Genomic DNA, 24,094 nt, shown 5'->3' with positions numbered 1-24,094 from the left:
GGAACGACACGATGAGCGTCCACGAGATCCTGCACCCGCCCGGCTGGGCACCCGCGATCGGCTACGCCAACGGCGTCGCCGCCACGCCGGGACGCATCGTCTTCATCGCGGGCCAGGTCGGCTGGGACGCCGAGCAGCGCTTCCGCTCCGGGGACATCGTCCCGCAGTTCGAGCAGGCGCTTTCGAACCTGCTCGAAGTGCTGGCGCAGGCGGGCGGTGGGCCCGAGCACGTGTGCCGGATCACCGCATTCTGCTGCGACCGGGCCGCCTATCTCGCGGCGCGGCCGGAGCTCGGAAAGATCTGGCGCCGGCTCATGGGCAGGCACTTCCCGGCGATGAGCATGATCTTCGTCTCCGATCTGCTCGACCACCCGGGCAAGATCGAACTCGAGGCGACGGCGGTCGTGCCCTCCTGACCGCGCGTACGTGCGTCGGCCGGTCGGGGGCGCATGCGCTCCCCCGAGGCCTGTCGAAGGGCAGCCGGTCGAACGCGGCGCTCCGGGTTCGACCACCGCTCCCGTGCGAAGTCGCGCGCGCCGAACGGCCGCGCGGAGCGTCCCTGGACCTATCCTCGCCTGCGCAACGCGGTGAAGGCCACGAGGACAAGCAGCGCGGCGACGAGCACCAGCGTCGCGGACGATGTCGCAGGAACCGGGATCGTCGCCGCCGCTTGCGGCGTCGGAATCGGAGTGACGGCGCCCCCCAGGATCACGGTGTTCTGGAGATTGCCGTTGAGGAAGGCGACTGCCGCCGCGTTGAGCGGGATGATGGTCGTGTTGCCCTGATCGGCCAGCGAATAGACGCGCGAGCCGTACGAGGTCCCGGAACCCAGGTCGTTGTACTCGGCCAACCCGGCCGTGCCGCCGGTGAAGTTGCCGGTGGGCTGCGTCACGTCCCACAGCGTGTAGGTGGGATTGCCGAGCGCCGAGACGTAGACGCCCTGGTTGCCGCTACCCGGGTCCGGCACATCGAGGAGCAGCGACGCGGACGCGATGCTGGTGAAGGCGGTCGTCACCAGGCTGAACGCGAACCAGTTGCGCAACTCGACGTCGTCTCCACCGCATGAGTCGCTGGAACCGCAGAGTCCGGCGATGTAGTTGTTGGCTGGATCAGCGCCGAGGTTGCTGCCGTCCGCGGCAACCCAGCCGCGGAGGCTCCCGTTGATCTGGTAGGTTCCGGTGTTGGTGACGACTTCGAGCCTCACGTCGGCCGGAGCGCCCGGCTGGCCGGAATAGCTGAACACGGCGCTGCTGGGCAGCGCGAGCGCCGAGGTGGACGCGAGGGCGAGCGCCGTGGCCACCCAAGCCCAGCCCGAGATGGCGATCGATCGTTTCAACATCGTCCCCTCCCCTTGGAGTTCACGTCGGCTCGCGCCCAAGAGTCTGTCTCCAGGAACGCGACAGGGATATAGGCTACCTGCCGCAGGGCAGTTCCGCAATTCCTGTCTCATGGTCGGCCGCCGCTCGGCTCGGCACCGGAGGACGGCTCCAGCGTTCCGTGCCGTCGCACCGGGGGCGTCGAAGCGCTGTGCCGCCGGTGCGCGATGCCGAGAGCGTCGCACCCGCCCGGACGGGGGCGCGTTACTCGCCCGCGAGTTCCAGGAGGCCGTCGCGGTCCGCCACGCGGATGCGCTCGCGCCCGAGTTCGACCAGGCCCCGGTCCTCGAAGCCGCGCAGCAGCCGCGTGACGTTCTCGCGGACGCTGCCGAGTTCGTCGGCGATCGCCTGGTGCGTCGCCCGGATGGTCGGCGACTCGTCCGCGCGGCGCACGAGCAGCGCCGCGAGCCGGCGGTCGAGCTTCTGGCTCGTCACCGCCTCGACGAGCGACAGGAGCGCCGCGAGACGCTCGCCGAAGAGCGAGAACACGTACTCGCGGAACGCGGCGTCCTCGACGACCAGCGCGCGGAATGCCGCCGGGGGCAGCACCGCGAGTTCGACGTCGGTCCGCGCGACTCCGCTCGCCGGATACCGGCTCTGGCCGAGCAGGCAGGACGACGACAGCACGCAGGCCTCGCCCGGGCCCACGCGGTAGAGCTGCATCTCGCGTCCGTTGGCGTAGCGCTGGGCGACGCTCACCTCGCCCGCGAGCACGAGCGGAAAGCCGGAGCACGGCTGCTGCTCGCTGAAGAGTTGCGCCCCCGCCGGGACGCGATGCACGGTGGCGCGGCGGGCGAGGGCGTCGAGCGTGGTTCGGCCGGCGGCCGCGAGCGCGGGGAACGCGGCGCCGATGCGATCGGCGAGGTCGACGAAGGCATCAGCCATGGCGGCGGGTCGCGGATCGCGGCATTGCGCCCCGATTCTACAATCGGCCTGCAGGAGCCTCGCCGCGCGCCGCCATGGACATCTCCGCCTTTCCGTTGCCGCACGCCTGGATCGCGCTGGCGTGGATCGTCGCGCTGCCGCTGCTGGCAGTCGCGATCGCCCGCGTGCCCTGGCGGACGATGGCCGATGGCGCGGCCGCGCGGGTCTGGCCGGCCGCGGTCGCGGTGCTCACGGGACTGTGGAGCATCCGCGCGCACGTGGGCCCGCATCTCGCGTTCCACCTGTCCGGCATCGCCGCGCTCACGCTCGCCTGCGGCGCGCCGCCCGCGCTCGTCGGCGGCGCGCTCGTCGTGGCCGCGTCGATCGCGATCTCGGGGGCGGACCCCGCGAGCGGAGCCGCGGTCTGGCTCGCGGGCGTCGCGCTGCCGGTGGCCGTCGTGACCGCGGTCCGGCGGATCGCCGCGGCGTGGCTGCCGCACAACCTGTTCGTGTTCGTCTTCGTCGTCGCGTATTTCGGCGCGGCGATCGCCTACGTCGCCACCGGCGTGGCCGGCACGACGCTCGCGGTCGCGGTGCTCGACACGCCCGCCGCGACCGCGTTCGGCGACTGGCTCGTCGTACTGGGCACGCTCGCGTTCGGCGAGGCACTGCTCTCCGGCATGGCGCTCGCGCTCGGCGTCGTCTACCGGCCGCACTGGGTCGCGGCGTACGTTCCCGCGCGCGAGGAGTCGCGCGCCTGAGCCACTTCGCAGGCGCCCGTGGGTCGGGCTTCAGCCCGACGGAGTCGGTGCCGAAGCGACGAAGGGCGTCGGCCTGAAGGCCGACCTACGGGGGATGGGGTGGATCGGGCTTCAGCCACTTCGCAGGCGCCCGTGGGTCGGGCTTCAGTAACCGTGTTGGATGTCAAGCCTGGAAGGGCTGATGATCGCGAACCATGGCGTTAAGGATGCGCAGGAGTTTGTGCATGCACGCCACGATCGCGACCTTCTTGACCTTCCCGGCAGCCACCAGGCGTAGATAGAAAACCCGGATCACCGGATTGCTGCGGATCGCCGTCAGCGTGGCCATGTAGAGCACGCGGCGAACCTCGAAGCGGCCCCCCTGGATCCAGCGGCGTCCTTTCTTCTGCCCCGAGTCTCGCGCCATCGGCGCGACCCCCACCAGCGCGCTGATCTCGGCCCCGCTCAAGCGTCCCAGTTCCGGCAACCCAGCGATCAGCGTCGCGCTGGCTACCGGCCCGATGCCTCGGGTCGACCGAAGTAACCGGTCGAGTTCCTCGTGGTGGTGCGCCACATGGGTCTGCATCTGCCGGTCGATCTGGTCGAGCTGGCGTTTGATCGACTCGATCATCGCCTCGATGCTCGGCCGCACCTTGGGCCGCGAGGACTCGAGGCGCTGTCGTTCGGACAGCAACATGCCCAGCAGCTGGCGCCGGCGCGTCACCCAAGCCGCCAAGTCCTGCACCTGTTCGTCCACCGGCGGTTTCAGGTAGCGTTGGAAGTCCGGCTTGTGCCTCAGCATCTGCCCGAACTCGGCCAGCACCCGCGCATCGATCCGGTCCGTCTTCGCCCCGGAGCCCACCCCCTTGGCAAAGTCCCGCGCCCGCTTCGGATTGACCACCGCCACCGCCAGCCCCGCCGCCTGCAGCGCACACGCCAGCGGCGCTTCATAGCCTCCGGTGGCCTCCATCACCACCAGCGCCCCCGCCGGCACCTGCGCCACCAGCTCCGTGTGCCCTTCCGGATCGTTCCCGAACTCCCCCGCCGGCCCCGTACCGCCCAGCGTCACCACCTCGACGCTCGCCTTCGCCACATCGATCCCCACCACCACCTTGATTTCGGACATGGTCTTCGCACCTCGTGCTTGTCAATGCGCGCTGGCCTTACGGCCGCGCACGTAACCGTTCGAGTTCACGAAGACCGGCGCGGCCGCGCGCCATGGACTGAAGCACGGGTTCGACTTACCCTGGCCGGAAACAGGCTGCGCGTCCGAGTCCGGACTTCTCCTCCACACTCTACCGCGCCGGTCTGCCAACAACATACAAGCCCGACACAGTGGGCGCTTCCCCGGCGCTCAAATGCGCCGCCCCGGGAATCGCCGACGCGACTGTCCTCTGATCCCTGATCCCTGCCGTTGGCCCGAAGGCCGGCTCGCGGGCGCTTCGCCGCGCTCGCATCAATCCGGGAAACGCGCTGCGCCGTGTGACCAAGGTCACCGACTTCCGGTGCGCGCCGTCCTACCGTATGGTCTCCGAGTCGAACCCGAGGAGCGTCGAATGAACGTGAACATGGGAAATATCGATCGTGTGATCCGGTTCGTGGTGGGACTTGCCATCCTGTCGCTGGTGTTCGTGCTGGAGGGCAACGCCCGCTGGTGGGGCCTCGTGGGTCTCGTGCCGCTCCTGACCTCGCTCGCCGGCCGCTGCCCGGCCTACGCGATCTTCGGCATGTCGACCTGCCCGATGAAGAAGTAGGGATGCGCGCGTTCGCGGCCGCCCTGGCGCTCGCCGTCGCGGTCCCCGCGAACGGCGAGGGTTCGCTCGCCACGCTTCGCGTCGGCGAGCAGTCGGCGCGCCAGACCGTGCCGGCCGAAGCCGTGGTCGAGGCCGTGCGCCAGGCCACGCTCGCCTCGCAGGTCGCCGGCCGTATCGTCGACCTGCCGGTGAAGGCGGGCGACGCGGTGCGCGCCGGGCAGGTACTCGCTCGCATCGACGCGCGCGCCGCGGACGCGGCCGTCGTGGCGAGCCGGTCGCAGCTCGCCGAAGCGCAGGCGAACTACGCCAACGCGAAGCGCGTCCACGAGCGCAACGTCGCGCTCCTCGCGCAGAAGTTCGTGAGCCAGGCGGCGGTCGACCAGTCCGCGACCGCGCTCGCGTCCGCCGCCGCGCAGGTGGAGGCGGTTCGGGCCAACCTCGGCTCGGCCGACGTCGCGCGCGACTGGACGACGATCGTCGCGCCCTACGCGGGAATCGTCGGCGCGACGCACGCGGAACTCGGCGACATGGCGACGCCGGGGAAACCGATCGTCACGGTGTTCGATCCGCGCGAACTGCGCGCCGTCGCCACCGTGCCGCAGGTGGTCCTCGCGAAAGCCGATCTCGCGGCGTCCCGCGTCGAGCTGCCGGCCTCGGGCAGGATGGTGACCCCGGTGCGCGCGACCGTCGTGCCGCTCGCCGACGCGAGAAGCCACACGACGAGCGTGCGGTTCGACCTGCCGCCGGTCGACGGTGTCGTGCCCGGCCAGTACGCGCGCGTGCGCCTGGCGGTCGGCGTCGCGACGCTCCTCGCCGTGCCCGAATCGGCGCTGGTGCGACGAGGCGAGGTGACGGCGGTCTACGTGATCGATGCGAAGGGCACGCCGCGGTTGCGCCAGGTGCGCGTCGGATCCGCCGTCGGCGAGGGCGAGGTCGAGGTGCTGGCGGGACTCGCCGCCGGGGACACGATCGCGGCGAATCCGGTCGCCGCGGGCATGCGCACGAAGGCGCCCTGATTCATGGAGGGCGGAAAGCCGCTGGGCCTCGCGGGCCGGATCGCCCGCTACTTCGTCGCCTCGCGCCTGACGCCGCTCATCGCGATGGTCGCGCTCCTCGCCGGTGCGTTCGCGATCCTCGTGACGCCGCGCGAGGAGGAGCCGCAGATCGACGTCACGATGGCGAACGTCATCGTGCCGTTTCCCGGCGCATCGGCCGAGGACGTCGAGCGGCTGGTCGCGATGCCGGCCGAGCAGGTGCTCGCGCGGATGCCGGGGCTCGAGCACGTCTGGTCGGTGTCGCGTCCGGGCTCCGCGCTCATCACCGTGCAGTTCGAGGTCGGCGTCTCGCGCACCGACGCGGTCGTGCGCCTCCACGACACGATACTGTCGAACCGCGACTGGCTGCCTCCCGAACTGGGCGTCGGGGAACCGGTGGTCAAGCCGAAGGGCATCGAGGACGTGCCGATCGTGGCGATCACGCTGCACTCGGCCGACCCGGCCATCGGGGCATCCGATCTCGAGCGCGTCGCCCACGCGGTCGAAGGGGAACTGAAGCGCGTCGCGGGCACGCGCGAAGTCTCGACGCTGGGCGGTCCCGGCCGCGAGGTGCGCGTCGAGCTCGACCCCGCGCGGCTGGCGGGTTTCGGACTCGATGTTCCCGGCGTGATCGGCGCGCTCCGCTCCGCGAACGCGTCGGCGATCGCCGGCGACCTCGTGCGCGGCAACGCCACGGTGCGCGTGGACGCCGGAGGCTTCCTCGCCTCCGCCGACGACGTGCGCCATCTCGTGGTGACCGTCCACGACGGCAAGCCGGTGTACCTCTCCGACGTGGCGCGTGTCGTCGACGGCGCGCCGCCGGTGGCGCGGATCGTCACGCATTGGAACGGGGCGAGCGACCGGTCAGGCGGGTCGGCACCGGCCCTGTCCCGGCCCGCGGTGACGATCCAGGTGACGAAGAACGCGGGAGAGAACGCGGTCGACGTCGCCGCGCGCGTCGAACGCCGCATCGACGAACTCCGCGACACCGTGATTCCGCACGGCGTCGAGGCGTCGATCACGCGCGACTACGGCAAGACCGCCGATGCGAAGGCCCGCCTCCTGATCTCGAAGCTCGTGTTCGCGACGCTGTCGGTGGTCGCGCTGGTGCTCCTCGCCCTGGGATGGCGCGAGGCGGTGATCGTCGGCGCCGCGGTCGTGCTGACGCTGGCGGCCACGCTGTTCGCGTCGTGGGCCTGGGGCTTCACGTTGAACCGCGTGAGCCTGTTCGCGCTGATCTTCTCGATCGGGATTCTCGTCGACGACGCGATCGTCGTGGTCGAGAACATCCACCGGCGCCGCGCGCTCGCGCCGGACGCGCCGCTCGCGGGGTTGATTCCGGCCGCGGTCGACGAGGTCGGCGGCCCGACGATCCTCGCCACGTTCACCGTCATCGCCGCGCTGTTGCCGATGGCGTTCGTCACCGGCCTGATGGGGCCCTACATGAGCCCCATACCGATCAACGCGAGCATGGGCATGCTGATCTCGCTCGCGATCGCGTTTTCGGTCACGCCGTGGCTCGCGCTGCGGCTCGCGCCCGCCCGGGCGCACGCGGCGGGGCCCGGCCGGCTCGACCGCGTGCTCGCGACCGGGTTCTCGCGGCTCCTCGCGCCGTTCGTCGATCCGGTGCGCGGCGGGCGCCGCCGCCTCTGGCTCGGTGGGGGCGTCGCGGCCGCGATCGTCGCCGCAATCTCGCTCGCCGCGGTGCAGGCGGTCGTGCTGAAGATGCTCCCGTTCGACGACAAGAGCGAGTTCCAGGTCGTCGTCGACCTGCCCGCGGGTTCGCCGGTCGAGGCGACCGCCGCCGCGCTCGGCGACCTCGCCGCGTTCCTCGCGTCGCGCGACGAGGTCGCCGACGTGCAGACCTACGCCGGCACCTCCGCACCGATCAACTTCAACGGCCTCGTCCGCCAGTACGACCTGCGTCGCGAGCCGTGGCAGGGGGACCTCCAGGTCAACCTCGTCGGCAAGGATCGCCGCCATCGCCAGAGTCACGCGATCGCGCTCGACCTGCGCCCGGCGCTGGAAGCGATCGGCACGACGCACCGCGCGAAGGTCAAGGTGGTCGAGGTCCCGCCCGGGCCGCCGGTGCTCTCGCCGCTGGTCGCCGAGATCTACGGTCCGTCCGAGTCGGGCCGCCGCGCGCTCGCCGCGTCGGTGCGCGAGACGTTCGCGAACACCGCTCATGTCGTCGGCGTCGACGACAGCTACGACGATGCGGCGCCGCGCGTGCGCGCCGACGTCGACCGCCGCAAGGCGGCGGTCGCCGGGGTGAAGGCGAGCGACGCGGTCACGACACTGCGCGCCTCGCTGGCCGGCGAGACGCCGGTGGCGATCTTCGACGGACAGGCGAAGTACGGCGTACCGGTCCGCGTGACGCTCGCGCCGGAGAAGCAGTCGCGCCTCGAGTCGATCCTCGCGCTCGGCGTGCGCGGCGCGGACGGCATCGTGCCGCTCTCCGAGATCGTGCATGCCGAGTCCGCCGTACGCGAGACCACGCGCTATCGCAAGGACCTCCTGCCGGTGGCCTACGTGATCGGCGACGTCGCCGGCGGCGCCGACAGCCCGCTCTACGGCATGTTCGCGATGCGCGACGCCCTCGGACGGATCGCGCCGCCGGACGGCGGCCGCCTCGACGAGCGCTTCTTCTCCGCGCCGGGCGATCCGTATCGCGCCTGGTCGCTCAAGTGGGACGGCGAGTGGCAGGTGACCTGGGAGACGTTCCGCGACATGGGGCTCGCCTACGCGGTCGGCCTCGTGCTGATCTACGTGCTGGTCGTCGCGGAATTCGGATCGTTCCTGACGCCGCTCGTGATCATGGCGCCGATCCCGCTGACGATCATCGGCGTCATGCCCGGCCACGCGCTCCTCGGGGCGCCGTTCACCGCGACCTCGATGATCGGGATGATCGCGCTCGCCGGCATCATCGTGCGCAACTCGATCCTGCTCGTCGACTTCGTGAACCACGCGGTCGCGGCGGGCTCGCCGCTCGAACGCGCCGTGGTGGACGCGGCCGCCGCGCGCGCGAAGCCGATCGCGCTCACCGGACTGGCCGCGATGGCCGGCGCCGCGTTCATCCTCGACGACCCGATCTTCAACGGGCTCGCGATTTCGCTCGTCTTCGGCATCCTGGTCTCGACGCTCCTGACGCTCGTCGTGATCCCGGTGCTCTACTACGCCACCCGCCGCCGGTTCGCCTCCCCGCCGGTCGCGAATCCCCCCGACCCTTCGCCGCCCACGGAAGGAAGCCTCGCATGACCACCGAACGCCTCGTCCGGATCTTCGCCGGTGTCTTCGTCCTAGTCTCGCTCGCGCTCGGCGTGCCGGCGAGCCCGTTCTTCCACGACAGCGCCTGGCTGTGGTTCACCGCGTTCGTCGGGCTGAACCTGCTGCAGAGCGGCTTCACGCGCTTCTGCCTGCTGGAGAGGATCCTCGTGGCGGCAGGCGTGAAGCGGGGTCCGGTCAACGCACCCTGATCATCCCCCGCCCGAGTTCGCGGCGCGCTCGCCGCCGAGCCAGCGGGCGGCGCGCACGAGCGACTTGCTCTGGAGCGCGCGCAGCGACTCGGCGAGCGCGTCGTGCTTCGCCTGCAGCGCCGCGAGTTCGGCGGTGCGCAGTTCGAGCTGCTCCTCGAGGCCGCCGATGCGCACCGCGGCCTCGGTGATGGCGTCGGCCATGCGGTCGGCCTCGGCGGACAGCGCGGCGATGTGCGAATCGCGCTCCGCGAGCGTGTGCTCGAGCGTGCCGATCGTCGAGCGGAACTCGGCGGTCGAGCGATGCTGCGCGGTTCCCCGTTCCTCGTCGGACTGGCCGCGTTCGCGGCGCTCGCGATCGAGGGCGCGCGCCGCCTGGTCGCGTTCGCGGCGCAGGGCTTCGCGCTCGTCGACGAGCTGCGCCTCGCGCACGCGCAATGCGTCCGCCTCCGACGCGAGCCGGGCACAGAAGTCCTCGCGGGCGGCGAGCGCCGCGCGCGCCTCCTCGATCTCGACGGCGAACCGTTCGAGGTGGTGGCGGGCGGACTCGAAGCGATGGGCATGCCCGTCGGCGTCGCGCCGGGCGGTCTCGAGCGCCTCGGTCAGTTTCATGATCGACGAGCGCTCGTCGGAGAGTTCGCGCTGCGCCTGCCCGAGTTCGCCGCGGATCGCCGCTTCGTTGCCGGGAACTTCGGCCAGCGCCGCGGTGATGCGCGCGAGTTCGGCGCGCGTCGAAGCGAGTGCCTCGGTGAGGGCGTCGCGCTCCTGCGCCTGCTCGCCGCGCAGGCGTTCGAGCTGCGCGGTGAGACCGTCGCGCTCCGTGGTCTGCTCGCTCCGCAGGCGTTCGATCTGCGCCGTGAGCGCCTCGCGCTCGCGCGCCTGCTCGTCGCGCAACGACTCGACCTGCCCGGCCAACGCCCGCGCGTCGCGCGGCGCGGCGGCGAGGTCGCGCTGCGCGCGGTCGGCGCGCGCGGCGTGGCCGGCCGCCATGTCCGCGAGCGCCTGCATGCGCAGGCGGTCGGCTTCGATCTCCTGCGCGAGCCAGGGCGGCACGGCGCTCTGCGCAGCCGGCCGCGCGGTCGTCGCCAGTGCCTCGACGGCGCGCTTGAGTTCGCCCGACACCGTCGAGGCGAGCTTGCGGTACCCGGTGTCGAGGGCGGTGTCGAGCCCGGAGCCCAGGCCGAGCGGGGGGGCGACGATCGACGCCTGGCGCGCGGCGGCGGGGGACTTCGCGGCTGCGGCGGCGGGCGGAAATCGCGTCGCCTGCGCGATGCGCTTCATGCCCCCCGCGGGGTCGGCGACGAACGATTCCTCGGTGACGATCGTGCGCGGCAGGCCGCGCGTGGCGTGTTCGAACTCGACCAGATGCGCGAGCCACAGCGCGAGCGACTTCTCGGGCGCGAACTGACGGCGCCGCGCCAGGGCCGCGGCGGCGCTGCCCGGATGGGTGAGCCAGAGGACCGCGCACAGGGGGCGCTCCGCCGCCTCGAGCCGTTCGCGCCACAGGCCGACGATCCGCGTCGCGAGCGGCTCGGCGACGACGAGCGGGGATTCCGCCGGCGAGTGTTCGAGAAAGGTGTCGAGCGCCGCCCGGGCGGCGTCGAGCCCCGGGGCCTTGGCGAGCTTGGCGGGCATCGGCGCGAGCGAATCCCACCGCATGCCGCACGCGGCGAGCGCATGTTGCGAGACCGAGGCCGGATCACCGGCGGGCGGCCCGGCCAGCACCGCCCCCGAGCGGACGAGCGCGTCGGCGAGCGAGTACGTGCCGCTCTCGGGCACCCCGAGCAGCAGGAAGACGGGAGATGGCATGGCCGGCGGGACTTTTGCAAGGCGCGTGCCAGCCCGGGCGACGAGCGCGTCTGGCGAAGGAAGCGCGTTCCCGCACCCAACTCGACTCGCTGTGCAGACTGGCGCGTTTGGTTCGCCATGTCGCGAAATCCGTCGGACTTCAGGCCGACGACAGGGAACAGGAGTCAGAAGACAGAGGACAGTCGCGCCGGTGATTCCGGCGGCGGCGCATCGAGCGCCGGGATGCTTCTGTCGTGGGTCGGCCTTCAGGCCGACGCCGTTGCGTCGCATCGGCGCGTCACCGTTCACCTACGCCGACGAGGCAAAGGACATTGGCGCCGCACTTCGTCGGCCCCTGTGCGATCGGGATGAGGGCGGCTTGGACAAGCGGCGCCGGATCTCCTATCCTCGGGTGGTTCCCTGACATTCCCGTCGAGATCCGCCATGCCCAAGACCAGGATCGCAGGCTCCTTCGTCGCGCTGATCACGCCGTTCAACAAGGACGGCAGCGTCGATTTCGAGGGCTTCCGCACGCTGCTGCGGTTCCAGGAGGACCACGGCACGGCCGCGGTCCTGATCATGGGCTCGACCGGCGAGGTGTCGATGCTCTCGCCCGCCGAGCGGCAGCAGATCATCGTCGAGACCGCCCGGATGAAGACCGGCAGGATGCAGTTCTTCTACGGATGCACCGGCAACAGCACGGCGGCCACGATCGAGTACCTGAAGTTCGCGCGCGGGAACGGCGCCGACGGCGCGATCCTGGCGGCGCCGGCCTACATCTGCGCCTCGGAGGCCGACATCGAGGCGTACTTCCTCGAGGTGGCCGACGCGACCGACCTGCCGCTCGGCATCTACAACAATCCGCCGCGCGTGAAGACCGACCTGCACTGGGACAGCCTGCTGCGCATCTTCAGGCATCCGAACTACGTCGTGCACAAGGAGTCGACCACGCGCGTCGGCCAGGTGGCGCAGGTGCTGCGCGGACGGCCCGACGTGTCCGTGATGTGCTGCGATTCGCCGAACCTCGGCCTGGTGGTGCCCACGATGAGCCTCGGTGGCCACGGCACCGCGAACATGACGGGCAACATCGCGCCGGCGGAGATGAGCTGGATCTCGCGGCCCTGGACCGACCCGCAGGTGTCGGTCGGCTTCCGGGAGGAATACCTGCGCATGCTCCCGATGCTCCACTACTCGTACTCGGCCATCAATCCGGTGGCGATCAAATCGCTGATGAGGGCCGTCGGCCTGCCGGCCGGGGACCTGCGCAGACCGCTGAGGACGCTCGAGGGCGAGCCGCTGCAGAACGGACTGCGCATCGTGCGCGAGCTCGGCCTCGACCGGAAGTACGGCTGGAGTTCGCGCGCGCTCAAGGCCGCGTAATCGATCCGCTCACCCTCGCATCGAAGGAATCGCATGGACGCACTGACCACCCGCCGCCGTCTGCTGCGCGGCATCATGATCGGCGCGAGCCTCGCCGCCTTCGGCGGCTCGGGCCTCGCGCAGGACGCCTACCCGACCAAGCCCATCGTCCTCGTCGTGCCGCACGCCGCCGGCGGTCCGGTCGACGCGGTCGGCCGGTTCCTCGCCGAGAAGATGGCCGCCGAGCTCGGACAGCACGTCGTGGTCGAGAACCGCGCGGGCGCGTCGAGCATGATCGGCGCGGCGCAGGTCGCCGCCGCCGCGCCCGACGGCTACACGCTCTACATCAACGCGTCGATCCACTCGATCAACCCGTTGTTGTACAGGAAGACCATGAAGTACGACGCCGTCAAGGACTTCACCCCGATCGGCATGCTGGCGCAGGGACCGCTGCTGTTCGTGGTGGGTCCGCAGGTCAAGGCCACGAGCGCCCGCGAGTTCGCGGCGATGGTCAAGGCCGATCCGGCGAAGTTCACGTTCGCGACCGGCGGCTTCGGCGCGGCCGACCACCTGGCGTCGGCCTACTTCCTCTACGAGATCGGGCAGCCGGGCATTCCGATAGCGCTCTACAAGGGCGGGGCGCCCGCGCTGTCGGACCTGATGGGGGGGCAGGTGTCGGCCAAGATGGACGCGATCCTGACGTCGATGCCGCTCGTGAAGGCGAACAAGCTGCACGCCCTCGCGATCACCGGGCGCGAACGCAGCCCGCTCCTGCCGGACGTCCCGACGATGCGCGAAGCCGGATTCAAGGATTTCGAGTTCTACACCTGGTACGGGCTGTGGGCGCCGGCGAACCTGCCCGCCCCGATCCGGCAGAAACTCGAGTCCACGGTGCAGCGCATCGTCGCCACGTCCGCGTGGAAGGAGCGGATGTCCGCGCAGGGGTTCGAGGCGGTGTACCGCAACTCGGCCGATTTCGCGAAGTTCATCGACAGCGAGGTGGCCCGCTACCAGACGATCGTCACGGCGGCCAACATCAAGGCGGAGTGATCGGGGCGGCGCGGCCGCGACACCGACGCCACGATCGACGCGGCTCCGGTCGCGGAGGAGGAGTCATGAGCTTCAGCATCGAGAAGCAGGGCGACGGACTCCTGATCAGGGTCGTGAACGCGACGCGCAGCGAGCAGGACGTCTTCGACCGGGTGTGTGCGTGCCGCAGCACGAGCTGGTGGTCGTGTCCGTCCGGCGAATGCGCGAAGATCGGCGACTGCGCCACGCGGCGCGACGGCGACGCCACGGTGCTCGCGCTGGTGCCGCGGCCGGGAGAGGCGTTGTCGCAGGCTGGAATCGAGGAGTGCCTGCGCTACGTGCTGGCCGAATCGTCTCGCGTCGCGACCGGCGACCCCGCGCCACCGGCCCGGTGACGATGAGGCGCGGACTCCGGGCGAGCCCGCGCTCCCGAAGGCGGATCGCGGTCCGACGGGAGAACGACGCCGCGAAGCGGCGTTTCCTCGCGATGCCCCGTTCGTGATCGAACGCCGATGCGCGGCGTCGGCGCGAGTCGCCGCGGTCCCGGACGGGCGTGACCTCGCTGTCGCTTCCCGCGGTCCGGCGCGACATCGCCTGCTGGCGAAGGGTGGGCCCGGCTGGGATCGAACCAGCGACCAAACGATTATGAGTCGTCTGCTCTAACCGACTGAGCTACAGGCCCGTGCCGCGAAGCAGTTGCGTCGGGCGCGGCGGCAGTATAGCGAATCGGCCGCGCGCGCGTCCGTTACACTGGTGCGGCCGGAGCCGACCGATGCGCCACGTCCTGCGCCCGCTGCTCGCACCCTCGTCCGTCGCGCTCGTCGGTGCGTCCGAGCGGCCGGGCTCGCTCGGACGCATCGTGATGGAGAACCTGCTCGAAGGCGAGTTCGCCGGCGAGTTCCACGCGGTCAACCCCGCGCACCGCACGCTGCTCGGACGAAAGGCGTGGCCGAACCTCGCCGCGATCGGGCGGCCTGTCGAACTCGTCGTGGTCGCCGTGCCCTGCGAGGCCGTCCCGCGGGTGATCGCGGACGCCGCCCTGGCGAAGGCGCGCGCCGCGATCCTGATGACCGCCGCGCCGGCCGGCGGCGACGCCGTGGCGCGGCGCTGGTCGCGCGACGTCGCCTCGCTCGCGAAAGGGCACGACATTCGCCTCATCGGCCCCGGGGCGTTCGGTGTCGTGCGGACCGGCCTCGGACTCAACGCGACGCTCTCCGACGCCGCGGCGCTGCCGGGCCGCCTCGCGCTCGTCGCGCAGTCGGGCGCGGTGTGCACGGCGATGCTGGACTTCGCGCGGCCGCACGGCATCGGGTTCTCGTCGGTGCTGTCGGTCGGCGGCGTGCTCGACGTCGACTTCGGCGAACTGCTCGACGCGCTCGTCGAGGACATCGACACCGACGGTATCCTGCTCTACGTCGAGCAGGTGCACGACGCCCGCCGGTTCCTCTCGGCGCTGCGCTCGGCGGCGCGCACCAAACCGGTCGTGCTGCTGAAGGCGGGTCGCTCCGCGGAATCCGCGCCGCCGCGCGGTCCCGATCCCGACGCGGTGTTCGACGCCGCGATGCGGCGCTGCGGGACCGTGCGCGTGCGGACCTACACGCAGCTCTTCGCGGCGGCGCGATTGCTCGGCACCGGACGCATCCCGCGCGGCGACCGCATCGCGGTGGTCGCGAACGGCCGCGGACCCGCGATGCTCGCCGCCGACAGCGCGCGCGACGCCGGCATCGAACTCGCGAAGCTCGGGCCGCGCACCGTCGAGGCGCTCGACGCGATCCTGCCGGAGGCGAGCGCGCGGGCGAATCCGGTCGACGTGCGCGGCGACGCACCGCCGGCGCGATTCGCCGGCGCGATCGGCGCGGTGCTCGCCGATGCGAACGTCGACGCGGTCGTCGCGCTCCACGTCCCGCGGCCGGTCGATTCGCCGACCGATGCCGCGCGCGCGGTCGCCGCGGTCGCGCGCGGCTCGGGAAAGCCGGTGCTTGGCGCCTGGCTCGGCGCGATCGAGCGCCCGGAGGCGCACGACGCGCTCGACGCGGGCGGCGTGGCCGACTTCTACACGCCCGAGAACGCGGTCGAGGCGTTCGCGTTCCTGGCGTCGTACCGGCGGCACCAGGAACTGCTGCTCGAGGTGCCTTCGCCGCAGCCGGAACCCGAGGCGCCCGACATCACCTCGGTCGAACGCCTGCGCGAGTCGATCGGCGAGCGTCGCGTGCTCGACGCCGCCGAACTCTCGGTGCTGCTCGGCGCGTTCCACCTGCCGGCGCCCCGGGTCGCGCTGGTCGATACGCTCGCGGAGGCGCGCGCGGCGGCCCGCCGCCTGGGCTTTCCGGTGATGCTCGCGGTCGACCGGCCGGCGTCGCAACCCGCCGTCGAACGCGGGCCGCTCGCCGACGGCCGCGCGCTCGCGCGCGCCTGGGCGATGCTGCACGAGGACGCGCGGGCGGCGAACGCATCCGCAGGCATCGTGCTGCGCAAGGCGGCGGTCGTGTCCGGGGCCAGGGTGCTCGCCATCCGGGTCGTCCGCGACGCGGTGTTCGGGCCGGTGATCGTGCTCGGACCGGGAGATCGCGACTCCATCGGACCGCAGGTGCAGGCCCTGGCGCTGCCGCCGCTCAACCGGCGGCTCGCGCTCGATCTCGTGGCCGGCATGTTCAGTGCGGGCGTCGCGCGGGAGGTGCCCGCCGATGCGGAGCCGCTGGTGCGGCTCCTGGTCGGCCTGTCGACGCTGGTGTGCTTCTGTCCGTTCGTGCGCGAACTCGAACTGGAGCCGGTGCTCGCCGGACCCCGGGCGGCGGCGATCGCGGCGGCGCGCATCGTCGTCGATCCGCGGCGCAAGGCGACGCGGGGCTACGGGCACATGGCGATCCACCCGTACCCGGTCGAACTCGCGCGCACGCTCACGCTCTCCGACGGCGCGACGATCGAGGTGCGGCCGATCCGGCCGGAGGACGCCACGCTCGAACGCCGTTTCGTCGCCGGTCTCTCGGAGGAGTCGCGCTACTTCCGCTTCTTCTACCGGCTGCACGAGCTGACCCCGCAGATGCTCGCGCGGTTCACGCAGGTGGACTACGACCGCGAGATGGCGCTGGTGGCGGTCGCGCCCGATCCGTCGACGCAGGGCGCGTCGCGGTTCGTCGGCGTGGCGCGCTACATCGCGAATCCCGACGGCGAGAGCGCCGAGTTCGCGGTGGTCACCGCGGACGACTGGCAGCGGCGCGGGATCGCGCGCGTGCTGATGGCCGACCTGATCGCCTGCGCGCGCAAGCGCGGCCTCGCGCGGCTCGAAGGCGCGGTGCTGCGGGCGAACCATGGCATGCTGCGCTTCACCGCGTCGCTCGGATTCTCGGTCGCCGACGACCCGGACGACCCGGAACAGGTGATCGTCTCGCTTCCGCTCGCGGGCGCCGCCGCGCGATCGAAGTGATCGGGTAGACTCTGCAACGCCCGAGAAACGCGAAGGATCGACGATGAAGGTCCTGCTCACCACCGACGGCTCGAAGTACGCGCTCGACGCGATCGAGTCGTTCATCTCCCGGCTCGCCTGGTTCCGCGACGCGCCGGCGATCGATCTCGTCCACGTCCACCTGCCGATTCCCGTCGGTCGCGCCGTGGCCTGGGCCGGCAAGGAGGCGGTCGAGCGCTACTACGCCGAGGAGGCGGCTGCGGCGCTCGCGCCGGCCGAGGAACTCCTCACGCGACGAGAGGTCGCGTTCCACGCGGTGAAGCTCGTCGGCGAACCGGGTCACGAGATCGTCCGGCATGCGGAAGCCGCGGGCTGCGACCTCATCGTCGTGGGCACGCGCGGGCACGGCGCGATGGCGAACCTCGTGATGGGCTCGGTCGCCACCAAGGTGATCGCCCTCGCGCGAGTGCCGGTCCTCGTCATCCGGTAGATCGCGTTCCCCCGGGACGGGAGCGTGCCCGGCTCCGCGCCCCTCCGCGATCAGCGTGCGGCGGCGCTCCCGAGGAAACGCGCGACCGCGTCGACGAAGGCTCGCGGCTGCTCGGTGTGGATGGCGTGCGCCGCGCCCGAGAGGACCTCGAATCGCGCCCCTCCGATGGCGCCCGCGAATCGCTGCATCGTGTCGAGCGGGAACAGGACGTCGTCGCGCCCGGAGAGTACCAGCACCGGCACGCCGAGGCGTGCCAGATCCGCTTCGCCATCGAAGGCGGCGATGGCCTCGGCCTGCCGCCGGAACGACTGCGCCGATTGCGGCCACGGGTAGTCGAGCGCCCAGCGCGTCGCCGCCTCGACGTTCGCCGGGTCCGCGAGGAAGCGCGGCGTGAAGACGAGATCGAACAGCCGGCGGAACCAGCGCGAGCGATCCTCGCCTGCGTCGAAGCGGTCGGCGAGGTCGCGAAATCGCGCGACGCTCTCCGCCGGCGCGCGTGAACCCGTCGCGACGAGCACGAGCCGCTCGACCAGTCCGGGATGGCGCAGCGCGATCCGCTGCGCGACGAACCCGCCCATCGAATGGCCGAGCACCGCGGCGCGCGCGATCCCGAGGCGGTCGAGCAGCGCAGCGCAGTCGTCGGCCATCGCGTCGATCGACACCGTCGCGTCGTGGATCCGCGTGCGGCCCACGCCGCGGTTGTCGGGCGCGATGACGAGCCGCCGCGCACCGAGGTCCTTCCACACGGTGAGCCACGACATCGCATCCGAGGCGAGGCCCGCGACCAGGAGCAGCGCGCCTCCCGAGCCCTGTTGCTCGTAGTGCAGCGACACGCCGGGGAGTTCGATCGAGGGCAAGCGGAAGATCGCGGGCTCGTGCGGCCGCGGGAGTCTACCGCGCGAGGCCGTCGCGCGGGGCCGCCACGCGGTCGGCTACACTGGCGGGGCGGCAGGGCACGCCGGCCGCGCTCCGCGCGCCGCATCCCGGGGTTCCGCTGCCATGCCTCCGTCGACCGTCGACTCCCCGCAATCCTGGTCGCGCCTCGCGCTGGCCCTGACGCTCGCGACGATCGGCGGGGTGGGGATGTGGTCGGTCGTGGTGGCGCTGCCGGCCGTGCAGGCCGAATTCGGCGTGGCGCGCGGCGCCGCATCGCTGCCCTACACGCTGACGATGCTGGGCTTCGGGGTCGCGGGCGTCGTGGTAGGCCGCTTCGTCGACCGCTTCGGCGTCCTGCGGCCGATGATGGCGTCCTCGGCGCTCCTCGGCCTGGGCTACCTCGTGTCGGGCTACGCGACGTCGATCACCGGATTCGCGCTCGCGCAGGGCCTGCTGATCGGCGTCGGCAGTTCGGTGACTTTCGGCCCGCTGCTCGCGCACGTCTCGATGTGGTTCGTGCGCCGGAGGGGAATCGCGGTGGCGCTCGTCGCGTCGGGCAACTATCTCGCCGGCACGATCTGGCCCCCGATCGTCCAGCACTTCATCGCGACCTCGGGCTGGCGCGCGACCTACGCCGGCGTCGGCGTGTTCATCCTCGCGACGATGCTGCCGCTCGGGCTCCTGCTGCGCCGGCCGCCGCCGGCGCAGCACGACGCACCGGCGGGCGCACGGCCGTCCGCCAACGGATCGTCGCGCGCGCTCGGCTTGTCGCCGGCCGCGCTGCAGGGGCTCCTCGTCGTGGCGGGTGTCGCCTGCTGTGTCGCGATGGCGATGCCGCAGGTCCACATCGTCGCCTACTGCAGCGACCTGGGCTACGGGCCGGCGCGCGGGGCGCAGATGCTGTCGCTGATGCTGGGCTTCGGCATCGTGAGCCGCGTCGCGTTCGGCATGATCAGCGACCGTGTCGGCGGACTGCGCACGCTCCTCCTCGGCGGCGGACTGCAGTGCGTCGCGCTCCTCCTGTTCCTGCCGTTCGACGGACTGGTCTCGCTCTACGTGATCTCGGCCCTGTTCGGACTGTTCCAGGGCGGGATCGTGCCCTCGTACGCCATCATCGTGCGCGAGTACTTCCCGGCGCGCGAGGCCGGCGGGCGCATCGGCGTCGTCGTCCTCGCGACGCTCGTCGGCATGGCGCTCGGCGGCTGGCTCTCCGGCGTGATCTTCGACCTGACCGGCTCCTACCACGCCGCGTTCCTGCACGGCATCGCGTGGAACCTCGTCAACGTGTCGATCGCGTCCTGGCTCATCTTCCGGACGCGCGTGCGCCACGCGGTCGCCTGACGCAGGCGGCGGGACGCGGCCGGTGGCACCGTCAGTGCAATGTGCGCTCGTGTTCCTCGATCGGATCGAGGTCGACGACGTCGTCGCCGCCTTCCCAGTCGTAGCGCACGGTCGGCACCGCGTCGCGCCGTCGCAGCGCCAGCGCGAGCACGAAGCCGATCAGCGCGGCGGCGAGGTGCGTCTCCCATGACGTGCGCGCCCGGATCGGCAGGACGCCCCATACGGCGGCACCGTAGAGGAAGGCGACCGCCAGCGCGGCGGCGAGCGCCCGGCGGTCGCGTCGTATCAGACCGGCCGTCAGCACGTAGGCGATGAGTCCGTAGACCAGCCCGCTCGCGCCCAGGTGCACGCCGCCGCGCGCGAACAGCCAGACCGCGAGCCCGGGACCGAGCCAGATCGCCGGCAGCACGATGCGGCACGCCTGCGGGTAGAGGTAGAGCATCGCGATGCCGAGGACGACGAGCGGCGGCGTGTTCTGCAGCAGGTGCTCGAAGCCGGTGTGGAAGAGCGGCGCGAACAGCAGCCCGGCCAGGCCCTCGACGGTGCGCGGACGAACGCCGAACGGCGTGGCGTCGAGCCCCAGGATCGCGTCGAGGGCGAGGAGGGCCCACAAGAGCGCGACGAAGGCGAGCGTCAGCCGGACCGCGAGACGGAACGCCGCGCGCGCACGCGGCGAACTCGCATGGTCGGGGGTCGTGGCGCGATAGTCCATGCGGTTCGAAGGGACGAAGCGCGCGGTCCCGATCCGGACATGATCGGGTCGCCGCGGCGCGTTTCAACCATCGCGTTGTCCGGGCCGCCTGACGGCCGGGAAGCGGCGACCGGTTCCGTCGGCCGCTCGCCGGCTCCTCCGGCGCGACGCGGCCGCCGCGTTCAACCCACCTCGACGACGAGCGCGGGATCGAACCGCGGATTCTCGTCGACGCCGTCCTTCGCGTAGCCGCGCGGATTGCAGAGCACGCGGGTTCCTGCGACATCGTAGTCGAAGCTGTCGTGCGTGTGGCCGTGGATCCACAGGCGCACGCGCTCGCCACCCATCAGGTGGGCGAGGTCCGACACGAAGCAGGGATTGACCGGCGAGCCCGCGAACCGCGGATGCACGCTCCCGCGCGCCGGCGCGTGGTGCGTGACCACCACCGTCGGACCTTCGTGCGCCTCGTCGAGGCGTGCGCGCAGCCACGCGGCGTGCGCGGCGAAGCGCGCCGCGGAGGCTTCGGGCGTGAACGTCGCGCCGCCGTCGTCGCGGATCACGCTGAAGTCGCGCGCGAAGCGCTTCGACACCTCCATCGCGCGGGTCCGCGCGTCGCCCCCACCGTCGAGCAGGAAATCGGTCCACAGCGTGCTGCCGAGGAAGCGGACGCCGTCGAGCGTGATCGCCGTGTCGTCGAGGATCGTCACGTTCGTGCCCGTCGCGAGCCGCGCGAGTTCGCGCCGCGTCTCGCCGATCGACGCGCCGTAGAACTCGTGGTTGCCCGGCACGTAGAGTACGGGCTTGTCCAGGCTCTGCGCGAAGGCGAGCGCTTCGGCGGGCCGCGCGATGTCGCCGGCGAGCACGACGAGGTCGGCGTCGGTTCGCGGGATGTCGGGCACGCCCCGCGACAGGTGCAGGTCCGACAGGATCTGGAAGCGCATCGGTCAGGCCGGGGCGGACCGCCACACGAGGCAGCGGTTGTTCGCGGGCATCGGCCGGTCTTCCTCCAGCGCGAGGCCGGCGCCGCGCGCGAGCGCATCGACCGCCTCCAGGTCGCGCAGGCCCTGCTGCGGCGCCTTCGCCCTGAGTTGCGCGTCGAACGCGGCGTTGCTCTCGCTCGTGAACCGGCCGCCGACGTTGAACGGCCCGTAGACGACGAGCGTCGCGTCCGCCGCGAGCACGCCGGGGAGCGCCGCGAACAGGCGCTCGACCTCCGGCCAGCCCATGATGTGCAGCGTGTTCGCGCTGAACACCGCGTCGTAGCGGCGCGCGGGCCAGGCGCCGTTCACGTCGAGCGCGATCGGGTCCGGCGTGTTGGAAAGCGCGGCTTCGTCGAGCCACAGGCGGATACCCGGGAGGTTCGCCTCGCGGTCGGAGCACTGCCATTCGAGATGGGGCATCGCGGCGGCGAAGTGCACGGCATGCTGGCCGGTGCCGCTGCCGATCTCCAGCACGGCGCGCCGGTGCGCGAAGTGCTCGCGCAGCACGGCGAGGATCGGATCGCGGTTGCGCTCGCAACTCGGGGCGTGCGGCTTGTCCATGGGCATGTCGGATCGCGCGGAGGCAAGGCGATGTTTACCACGTTCCGGCCGGCGCGCGGAGTGCCGGTAGACTGACGCCCTTCGCGGCCGCCGGTGCCGCCCCCGGGGAGGCCGTGCCATGAAGATCACGCTGGTCGGGTCGCGCTACTTCGGCGCCGCGGTGCTCGACGCGCTCGCCGGCGACGGCGCGACGATCGCGCGCGTGGTCGCGCCCGCCGCCGACGACCGTCTCGCGGTCGCGGCGCGGAAACACGCGATCCCGGTGCACGTGCTCGCGAATCCGAAGATCGTCCCGGGCGAGGCGATCGCCGAAGGGAGCGACCTCATCGTCGCCGCGCACACGCACGCGCGCGTCAGCAACGAGGCGCTCGCGCGCTCGCGCCTGGGCGGCGTCGGCTACCACCCGTCGCTCTTGCCGCGGCATCGCGGCATCGCCGCGGTCGAGTGGACGATCCTCGAAGGCGACCCGATCGCCGGCGGTTCGGTCTACCACCTCGCTGACGGCTGGGACGCGGGCGCGGTGGCGCTGCAGGACTGGTGCTTCGTGGCGAAGGGCGAGACGGCGCGCGACCTGTGGGAGCGCGCGCTCGCGCCGATGGGCCTCGACCTCCTGAAGCGCGTCGTGCGCCATGCGCGCGAGCACGGGAGCCTGCCGGCGCACCGGCAGGACGAGCGCTTCGCCACGCGCGCCCCGATGATCCGGCGCACGGTAACGCTGACCGAAGGCGAGCCCGTGCGCGCGGCGTCATTGGTCGTGACCGTCGTCGGCCCCGATCGGCCGGGCATCGTGCGCCTCATCTCCGAACGCGCGAAGAGCTTCGGCGCCAACTGGGCCGCGAGCCGCATGTCGAACCTCGCCGGGCAGTTCGCCGGGATCGTGCACCTCGACGTTCCCGCCGAAAACGCCGACGCGCTCGCGAACGCGCTCTCGGCGCTCGAATCGACCGGCTTGCGCGTCGTGATCGCCCGGACCGGCGGCGCCGCGGCTCCGGACGGGCGGCGCATCGTGCGCCTCGAACTCTCCGGCCCCGACCGGCCCGGCATCGTGCGCGACCTGTCGACACGACTCGCGGAACGCGGCGTCAGCATCGAGGACCTGCACACCGAGATCGTCGGCGACGGCAGCGGCGGAGCGCGCGAGTTCCGGGTGAGCGCGCTGCTGTTCGTGCCGGGCGCGCTGCCGCACCGTGAACTCGAGCGCGAACTCGACACGCTCGCGAGCGCGATGAAGATGGACCTCGCGCTCGGCGAGCGGGACGCGAATGGCGCGGCGCGCGCCTGACGGCCGGCGATGGCCTTCGCGGGGCTGCTGGCGCTGCTCGACGACGTCGCGAGCGTCCTCGACGACGTCGCCACGCTGACCAAGGTCGCCGCCGGGAAAACCGCCGGCGTCGTCGGCGACGACCTCGCGGTCAACGCCGAGCAGGTGTCGGGCGTGCGCGCCGAGCGCGAGCTGCCGGTCGTGTGGGCGGTGGCGAAGGGCTCGCTCGTCAACAAGGCGATCCTCGTGCCCGCGGCGATCGCGATCAGCGCATTCGCCCCCTGGGCCGTCCTGCCGCTGCTGATGGCGGGCGGCGCGTTCCTCTGCTACGAAGGCGCCGAGAAGCTCGTGCACCGCTTCGCGCGCGGCGAGGCGCGCGAGGCGTACCGCCAGGAGCTCGCCGGCGCGGTGGCGGATCCTGCGGTCGACCTGGTCGCGCACGAGAAGACCCGCATCAAGGGCGCGGTCCGCACCGACTTCGTGCTCTCCGCCGAGATCATCGTGATCGCGCTGGGGGTAGTCGCCGGCGCCACGCTGCCGATGCGCGCGGCAGTGATCTCGGCCATCGCGATCGGCATGACGGTGGCCGTGTACGGCGTCGTTGCGGCGATCGTGAAGCTCGACGACCTGGGCGCGCTTCTCGCGCGGACGCGGAACGGGGACGTCGTGGCGCGCGTCCGGCGCGCCATCGGCACCGCGATCCTCGCCTTCGCGCCGAAGCTGATGAAGGGGCTCTCCTTCGTCGGCACCGCGGCGATGTTCCTCGTCGGCGGCGGCATCCTGATGCACGGAGTGCCGCCGCTCGGCGCGGCGATCGAGCATCTCGCCGCGTCGGTCCCGGGTTCGCCGGTCACCCGGGGCCTGCTCGATCTGGTCGTGCCGGCGACGGCCGCCATCGTCGTGGGTATCGCCGCCGGGCTCGCAGTCGTCGGGGTGGCCGCGCTCGTGAGGCGCGCGCTCGTTTGAGACGCGCTTCCGCGCGGGTTCCGGCGGACGGCCCCGCCGTGGCACAATCCGCGCGAGCCGCGCGGCCGCGTCCTGCTGCCGCGCCCGCCGGGGAGGTCGTGAGGAACG

Annotated in this window: 22 protein-coding genes and 1 tRNA gene; 14 read left to right on the top strand and 9 right to left on the bottom strand. The window is 72.1% G+C overall.

The annotated features are described in order from the left end of the window. Nucleotides 1-11 precede the first annotated feature (11 nt). On the top strand, nucleotides 12-416 hold the full coding sequence (locus HS109_02420; protein ID MBE7521219.1) for a RidA family protein: 405 nt from the start codon (nucleotides 12-14) through the stop codon (nucleotides 414-416). Nucleotides 417-565: 149 nt separating this feature from the next. Here HS109_02420 and HS109_02415 read toward each other — a convergent pair whose 3' ends face one another. After that, on the bottom strand, nucleotides 566-1,336 hold the full coding sequence (locus tag HS109_02415; GenBank protein MBE7521218.1) for a hypothetical protein: 771 nt from the start codon (nucleotides 1,334-1,336) through the stop codon (nucleotides 566-568). Between the two features lie 244 nt (nucleotides 1,337-1,580). Further along, the gene (locus HS109_02410) at nucleotides 1,581-2,261 is read right to left on the bottom strand and encodes a Crp/Fnr family transcriptional regulator (GenBank protein MBE7521217.1); all 681 of its coding nucleotides are present in this window, start codon (nucleotides 2,259-2,261) and stop codon (nucleotides 1,581-1,583) included. A gap of 74 nt (nucleotides 2,262-2,335) precedes the next feature. Here HS109_02410 and HS109_02405 point away from each other — a divergent pair, with 74 nt between their 5' ends. After that, nucleotides 2,336-3,001, top strand: coding sequence for a hypothetical protein (locus HS109_02405; protein ID MBE7521216.1), 666 nt, complete (start codon nucleotides 2,336-2,338; stop codon nucleotides 2,999-3,001). Between the two features lie 163 nt (nucleotides 3,002-3,164). Here the strand turns inward: HS109_02405 and HS109_02400 are convergent, their stop codons facing one another. Beyond that, nucleotides 3,165-4,106 (bottom strand): transposase, encoded by a 942-nt coding sequence (locus HS109_02400; protein ID MBE7521215.1) that lies wholly within the window; start codon nucleotides 4,104-4,106, stop codon nucleotides 3,165-3,167. 430 nt (nucleotides 4,107-4,536) lie between these two features. On the opposite strand from HS109_02400, the gene HS109_02395 reads away from it, so the two are divergent. From HS109_02395 to HS109_02380, 4 genes are read left to right on the top strand one after another with little or no spacing between them, the layout of a single operon-like run. Beyond that, nucleotides 4,537-4,734, top strand: a complete 198-nt coding sequence (locus tag HS109_02395) for a DUF2892 domain-containing protein (protein MBE7521214.1) — start codon at nucleotides 4,537-4,539, stop codon at nucleotides 4,732-4,734. Between the two features lie 2 nt (nucleotides 4,735-4,736). Beyond that, nucleotides 4,737-5,750 carry an efflux RND transporter periplasmic adaptor subunit gene (locus tag HS109_02390; GenBank protein ID MBE7521213.1) on the top strand — a complete coding sequence of 338 codons (1,014 nt, stop codon included), beginning with the start codon at nucleotides 4,737-4,739 and terminating at the stop codon, nucleotides 5,748-5,750. A gap of 3 nt (nucleotides 5,751-5,753) precedes the next feature. Further along, nucleotides 5,754-9,026, top strand: coding sequence for an efflux RND transporter permease subunit (locus HS109_02385; GenBank protein ID MBE7521212.1), 3,273 nt, complete (start codon nucleotides 5,754-5,756; stop codon nucleotides 9,024-9,026). Beyond that, nucleotides 9,023-9,244: a DUF2892 domain-containing protein gene (locus tag HS109_02380; protein ID MBE7521211.1), complete on the top strand. Its 222-nt coding sequence runs from the start codon at nucleotides 9,023-9,025 to the stop codon at nucleotides 9,242-9,244. Before HS109_02385 ends, HS109_02380 begins: the two co-directional genes overlap by 4 nt. Here the strand turns inward: HS109_02380 and HS109_02375 are convergent, their stop codons facing one another. Further along, entirely contained in the window at nucleotides 9,245-11,050 is a 1,806-nt protein-coding gene (locus HS109_02375; protein ID MBE7521210.1) for a hypothetical protein, read from the bottom strand. A gap of 423 nt (nucleotides 11,051-11,473) precedes the next feature. On the opposite strand from HS109_02375, the gene HS109_02370 reads away from it, so the two are divergent. The 3 genes from HS109_02370 (at nucleotide 11,474) to HS109_02360 (ending at nucleotide 13,812) form a co-directional block, all read left to right on the top strand. Further along, nucleotides 11,474-12,409: a 4-hydroxy-tetrahydrodipicolinate synthase gene (locus HS109_02370; GenBank protein ID MBE7521209.1), complete on the top strand. Its 936-nt coding sequence runs from the start codon at nucleotides 11,474-11,476 to the stop codon at nucleotides 12,407-12,409. Nucleotides 12,410-12,442: 33 nt separating this feature from the next. Further along, nucleotides 12,443-13,438 carry a tripartite tricarboxylate transporter substrate binding protein gene (locus tag HS109_02365; protein MBE7521208.1) on the top strand — a complete coding sequence of 332 codons (996 nt, stop codon included), beginning with the start codon at nucleotides 12,443-12,445 and terminating at the stop codon, nucleotides 13,436-13,438. 65 nt (nucleotides 13,439-13,503) lie between these two features. Then, nucleotides 13,504-13,812 (top strand): hypothetical protein, encoded by a 309-nt coding sequence (locus tag HS109_02360; GenBank protein MBE7521207.1) that lies wholly within the window; start codon nucleotides 13,504-13,506, stop codon nucleotides 13,810-13,812. A gap of 213 nt (nucleotides 13,813-14,025) precedes the next feature. On the opposite strand, the gene HS109_02355 is transcribed toward HS109_02360, so the two are convergent. Beyond that, a tRNA-Ile gene (locus HS109_02355) sits at nucleotides 14,026-14,099 on the bottom strand. Between the two features lie 90 nt (nucleotides 14,100-14,189). On the opposite strand from HS109_02355, the gene HS109_02350 reads away from it, so the two are divergent. Then, nucleotides 14,190-16,841: a GNAT family N-acetyltransferase gene (locus tag HS109_02350; protein MBE7521206.1), complete on the top strand. Its 2,652-nt coding sequence runs from the start codon at nucleotides 14,190-14,192 to the stop codon at nucleotides 16,839-16,841. Between the two features lie 43 nt (nucleotides 16,842-16,884). Then, nucleotides 16,885-17,310, top strand: coding sequence for a universal stress protein (locus HS109_02345; GenBank protein MBE7521205.1), 426 nt, complete (start codon nucleotides 16,885-16,887; stop codon nucleotides 17,308-17,310). 50 nt (nucleotides 17,311-17,360) lie between these two features. Here HS109_02345 and HS109_02340 read toward each other — a convergent pair whose 3' ends face one another. Then, on the bottom strand, nucleotides 17,361-18,167 hold the full coding sequence (locus HS109_02340) for an alpha/beta fold hydrolase (GenBank protein ID MBE7521204.1): 807 nt from the start codon (nucleotides 18,165-18,167) through the stop codon (nucleotides 17,361-17,363). A gap of 142 nt (nucleotides 18,168-18,309) precedes the next feature. On the opposite strand from HS109_02340, the gene HS109_02335 reads away from it, so the two are divergent. Beyond that, the gene (locus HS109_02335) at nucleotides 18,310-19,527 is read left to right on the top strand and encodes an MFS transporter (protein ID MBE7521203.1); all 1,218 of its coding nucleotides are present in this window, start codon (nucleotides 18,310-18,312) and stop codon (nucleotides 19,525-19,527) included. 31 nt (nucleotides 19,528-19,558) lie between these two features. On the opposite strand, the gene HS109_02330 is transcribed toward HS109_02335, so the two are convergent. The 3 genes from HS109_02330 to HS109_02320 all read right to left on the bottom strand — a co-directional run bounded on the left by HS109_02330 (nucleotide 19,559) and on the right by HS109_02320 (nucleotide 21,759). Continuing rightward, a complete protein-coding gene (locus HS109_02330; GenBank protein ID MBE7521202.1) occupies nucleotides 19,559-20,239 on the bottom strand; it encodes a rhomboid family intramembrane serine protease in 681 nt (226 codons plus the stop codon). Between the two features lie 161 nt (nucleotides 20,240-20,400). Next, entirely contained in the window at nucleotides 20,401-21,159 is a 759-nt protein-coding gene (locus tag HS109_02325) for a metallophosphoesterase (protein ID MBE7521201.1), read from the bottom strand. Between the two features lie 3 nt (nucleotides 21,160-21,162). Next, nucleotides 21,163-21,759 (bottom strand): DUF938 domain-containing protein, encoded by a 597-nt coding sequence (locus HS109_02320; GenBank protein MBE7521200.1) that lies wholly within the window; start codon nucleotides 21,757-21,759, stop codon nucleotides 21,163-21,165. A 118-nt stretch (nucleotides 21,760-21,877) separates the two neighbouring features. Between HS109_02320 and HS109_02315 the strand changes: the two genes are divergently transcribed. Then, nucleotides 21,878-23,041, top strand: coding sequence for an ACT domain-containing protein (locus HS109_02315; GenBank protein ID MBE7521199.1), 1,164 nt, complete (start codon nucleotides 21,878-21,880; stop codon nucleotides 23,039-23,041). 9 nt (nucleotides 23,042-23,050) lie between these two features. Further along, a complete protein-coding gene (locus tag HS109_02310) occupies nucleotides 23,051-23,986 on the top strand; it encodes a DUF808 domain-containing protein (protein ID MBE7521198.1) in 936 nt (311 codons plus the stop codon). Nucleotides 23,987-24,094 lie beyond the last annotated feature (108 nt).

This window comes from Burkholderiales bacterium (assembly GCA_015075645.1).
Lineage (GTDB): Bacteria > Pseudomonadota > Gammaproteobacteria > Burkholderiales > Casimicrobiaceae > VBCG01.
This window is presented reverse-complemented; position numbering and strand designations above follow the sequence as displayed.

What these genes read in the sequence shown, in the direction of transcription:
- HS109_02420 (MBE7521219.1), top strand. Translation starts at nt 12, where the DNA reads ATGAGCGTCCACGAGATCCTGCACCCGCCCGGCTGGGCACCCGCGATC.
- HS109_02410 (MBE7521217.1), bottom strand. Translation starts at nt 2,261, where the DNA reads ATGGCTGATGCCTTCGTCGACCTCGCCGATCGCATCGGCGCCGCGTTC.
- HS109_02405 (MBE7521216.1), top strand. Translation starts at nt 2,336, where the DNA reads ATGGACATCTCCGCCTTTCCGTTGCCGCACGCCTGGATCGCGCTGGCG.
- HS109_02400 (MBE7521215.1), bottom strand. Translation starts at nt 4,106, where the DNA reads ATGTCCGAAATCAAGGTGGTGGTGGGGATCGATGTGGCGAAGGCGAGC.
- HS109_02395 (MBE7521214.1), top strand. Translation starts at nt 4,537, where the DNA reads ATGAACGTGAACATGGGAAATATCGATCGTGTGATCCGGTTCGTGGTG.
- HS109_02390 (MBE7521213.1), top strand. Translation starts at nt 4,737, where the DNA reads ATGCGCGCGTTCGCGGCCGCCCTGGCGCTCGCCGTCGCGGTCCCCGCG.
- HS109_02385 (MBE7521212.1), top strand. Translation starts at nt 5,754, where the DNA reads ATGGAGGGCGGAAAGCCGCTGGGCCTCGCGGGCCGGATCGCCCGCTAC.
- HS109_02380 (MBE7521211.1), top strand. Translation starts at nt 9,023, where the DNA reads ATGACCACCGAACGCCTCGTCCGGATCTTCGCCGGTGTCTTCGTCCTA.
- HS109_02375 (MBE7521210.1), bottom strand. Translation starts at nt 11,050, where the DNA reads ATGCCATCTCCCGTCTTCCTGCTGCTCGGGGTGCCCGAGAGCGGCACG.
- HS109_02370 (MBE7521209.1), top strand. Translation starts at nt 11,474, where the DNA reads ATGCCCAAGACCAGGATCGCAGGCTCCTTCGTCGCGCTGATCACGCCG.
- HS109_02365 (MBE7521208.1), top strand. Translation starts at nt 12,443, where the DNA reads ATGGACGCACTGACCACCCGCCGCCGTCTGCTGCGCGGCATCATGATC.
- HS109_02360 (MBE7521207.1), top strand. Translation starts at nt 13,504, where the DNA reads ATGAGCTTCAGCATCGAGAAGCAGGGCGACGGACTCCTGATCAGGGTC.
- HS109_02350 (MBE7521206.1), top strand. Translation starts at nt 14,190, where the DNA reads ATGCGCCACGTCCTGCGCCCGCTGCTCGCACCCTCGTCCGTCGCGCTC.
- HS109_02345 (MBE7521205.1), top strand. Translation starts at nt 16,885, where the DNA reads ATGAAGGTCCTGCTCACCACCGACGGCTCGAAGTACGCGCTCGACGCG.
- HS109_02335 (MBE7521203.1), top strand. Translation starts at nt 18,310, where the DNA reads ATGCCTCCGTCGACCGTCGACTCCCCGCAATCCTGGTCGCGCCTCGCG.
- HS109_02330 (MBE7521202.1), bottom strand. Translation starts at nt 20,239, where the DNA reads ATGGACTATCGCGCCACGACCCCCGACCATGCGAGTTCGCCGCGTGCG.
- HS109_02325 (MBE7521201.1), bottom strand. Translation starts at nt 21,159, where the DNA reads ATGCGCTTCCAGATCCTGTCGGACCTGCACCTGTCGCGGGGCGTGCCC.
- HS109_02320 (MBE7521200.1), bottom strand. Translation starts at nt 21,759, where the DNA reads ATGGACAAGCCGCACGCCCCGAGTTGCGAGCGCAACCGCGATCCGATC.
- HS109_02315 (MBE7521199.1), top strand. Translation starts at nt 21,878, where the DNA reads ATGAAGATCACGCTGGTCGGGTCGCGCTACTTCGGCGCCGCGGTGCTC.
- HS109_02310 (MBE7521198.1), top strand. Translation starts at nt 23,051, where the DNA reads ATGGCCTTCGCGGGGCTGCTGGCGCTGCTCGACGACGTCGCGAGCGTC.